Below are 2,756 nucleotides of genomic sequence, written 5' to 3'. Positions count from 1 at the left end.
CCGACGCGGCGGGGCAGGTGGATCGTGAAGCGCGCGCCGCCCGTCGGGGCGTCGCTCACGCTCACCCACCCGTTCATCGTCTGCACGGCGTTCTGCACCAGGTGCAGGCCCAGCCCGACCCCGGCGCTGGTGCGCGTCATTTCGTCGCCGGCGCGGTAGAAGCGGTCGAAGATCTTGCCGCGCTCGCCGGCGGGCACGCCGGGCCCGGCGTCGTCGACGTGGACCCGCAGCGGGTCGCCGCTCGCGTCGATGCGCACCCCGATGCGTTTGACGTCGCCCGGCGTGTACTTCAGCGCGTTCTCGAGCAGGTTGCCGAGCGCCAACGCGAAGCTCTCCTGCGCCAAACTGACGGGGGCGGGCCCCTCGAACGGTTCGACGCGGAGGTCCGCGCCGCGCGCCTCGAGGCCGCCCCGCAACCGCTCGACCGTGCCGCGCACGGCGTCCCCGAGGTCGGCGGCCTCGAGGACCGGCGGGCCGCCGGCCGTCTCCAGCCGCGCGGCGGCCAGCACCTCGTCGCTGGTCTTCTCCAGGCGCGCGAGTTCGCCGTCGATGCGCGCGAGGTAGTCCGCGCGTTTCGCGGTGGGGACGTCGCGGTAGCGAAGCGTCTCCAGCAGCAACCGCAACGTCCCGATGGGGGTCTTGAACTCGTGCGTGACGGCGCTCAGGAAGTTCTGTTGGCGTTGCTTCAGTTCGCGTTCGGTGCGCAGGCTGCCGGCGATCAACGCCAACATGAACAGGATCACGACGGCGAAGAACGGCCCCTCGAACGCCAGCATGCGGCGTTGCCCGGCGGCCTCCTCGCGCGCCGCGGCGGCGGCGGCGGGATCGATCGCGACCACCGGCCGCCCGTCGCCGGGCACGCGGCGGAGGTGCGGGTAGCGCGCCAGCAGCTCCTCCAGCGCCCCGGGGCTGCGCACGAGCACCTCGTTGGCGGTCGTGACGTCGCGGGCCCACGCCGCCGCGCGCTCCTCGGCGGCGGCGTCGAGGAGGCGGGTTTGGAACACCAACCACCAGGTCACCTGCGCCAGCACGAACGTCACGATCACCGCGAAGGCGATGCGGGTCGCGACGCGGCGCGAGGGGCGGCGGGGGGAACGGCGGGTCACGCGCCCCAGCCTCCCTCGGCGGCGGCGACGGCGTGGTAGCTCAGGATCAGGTCGGCGCCGGCCCGCCGAAGCGCCAGCAGCGACTCCGTCAGGGCCGGCTCGCGCTCGAGGACGCCCGCACGGATGGCCGCCTCCAGCATCGCGTACTCGCCCGACACCTGGTACGCCGCCACCGGTCGCGACGTCGCATCGCGCACGCGGCGGATCACGTCCAGGTACGGCCCCGCCGGCTTCACCATCAGCAGGTCCGCGCCCTCCGCGGCGTCGAGGGCGACCTCGACGTCCGCGGCGCGCGACGCGGCGGGGTCCATCTGGTAGGTCCGGCGGTCGTGCGGTGCGGGCGGGCCGTCGAGCGTCCCCTGCGGCGCGGACCCCGCCGCCTCTCGGAACGGTCCGTAGAACGCCGAGGCGTACTTCACGGCGTACGACAGGATCGCGGTCGCGTCGAAGCCGGCGGCGTCCAGGCCGGCACGGATCGCGGCGACGCGGCCGTCCATCATGTCGCTCGGGGCGACGACGTCCGCGCCGGCCTCCGCGTGGCGGACCGCCATCTCCGCGAGGCGGGGCAGCGTCGCGTCGTTCGCGACCTGCGCGACGCCCGCCCCCGGGCGGGGCGGGGCGAGGACGCCGCAGTGCCCGTGGTCGGTGTAGCCGCACAGGCACACGTCGCTCATGAGGACCAGGTCGTCCCCGAACGCCGCGCGGGCGGCGCGCAGGGCGCGCGGGACCGGCCCGTCGGGGTTGGCGGCGGCGGTCCCGTGCGGGTCCTTGGCGTCCGCGCCGACCACGCCGAACAGCATCGCGGCGCGCACGCCGGCGGCGTGCGCCCGCTCGAGCTCCGGCAGGAGCCGGTCGACGCTGTAGCGCTGGACGCCGGGGAGGGACGCCACCGGCTCGGTGCGGCCCTCCCCGGGCAGCACGAACGTGGGCCACACCAGGTTCGACGGGTGGAGGCGGACGTCGGCGACGAGGTCGCGCATCGCCGGCGTCGTCCGCAGCCGCCGCGGGCGGGTCGGACCGGCGCTCACGACGCCCCTCCCGCGACCGCCAGGTCGGCGCGGAGCGCCTCGACGACGCCGGCCTCGGTCGGTTCCGCCGCTTCGCGGGCGGCGAGGCCGCGGTCGCGGAGGGCGGCGGCGGTCGTCGGACCGATCGCGACCAGCGTCGCGGCGCGCGCGACGGCGTCGGGCAGCGCGGCGACGGCGGAGGGCGAGGCGAGGACGACCGCGTCGGCGCGGACGTCGTCGGGCCACGCCCGCGCGTGCGTCGCGTACAGCGTCGCGGTGCGCACGACCACCCCGGCGCGCTGCAGGATCCCCTTGACGTCGGCGCGACCCCGGTCGCCCCGGACGAGCCCGACGACGTCGCCGCGCCGCGGGCCGTGGGGGGCGGCGAGGAGCTCCTTCGCGAGCGCCTCGCCCGTCGCCCGGGTGGGGGTGAAGGCCACGTCGGCGCCGGCCGCGCGGAGCGCGGCGGCGGTGCCGGGCCCGACCGCGGCGACGCGCGCGCGGTCCTGGAAACCGACGCCCTGCCGCGTCCACGCCTCGACGGCGCTGCGGCTGGGGTAGAGCCGCCAGGCGAGGTCGCGCAGGGCGCGGGCCGCCGCGGGGTCGTCGAGCGGCGTGGTGTCGACGAGGGGGACGCGGACGA

The 2,756-nt window shown here is 77.0% G+C and carries 3 protein-coding genes; all 3 read right to left on the bottom strand.

Features of this window, described 5'->3' with window-relative positions:
* Positions 1-1,106: HAMP domain-containing sensor histidine kinase (locus RI554_10205; protein MDR9392387.1), on the bottom strand; the 1,106-nt coding region annotated here is incomplete at its 3' end.
* Positions 1,103-2,134, bottom strand: a complete 1,032-nt coding sequence (hemB, locus tag RI554_10200; GenBank protein MDR9392386.1) for a porphobilinogen synthase — start codon at positions 2,132-2,134, stop codon at positions 1,103-1,105. The genes RI554_10205 and hemB, both read right to left, overlap by 4 nt.
* The coding region (locus RI554_10195) for a uroporphyrinogen-III synthase (GenBank protein ID MDR9392385.1) at positions 2,131-2,756 on the bottom strand (626 nt) is incomplete at its 5' end. The genes RI554_10195 and hemB, both read right to left, overlap by 4 nt.

The organism is Trueperaceae bacterium (assembly GCA_031581195.1).
Lineage (GTDB): Bacteria > Deinococcota > Deinococci > Deinococcales > Trueperaceae > SLSQ01.
Note: the sequence above shows the minus strand (reverse complement) of the source record. Positions and strands in the feature narration are given on the sequence as shown.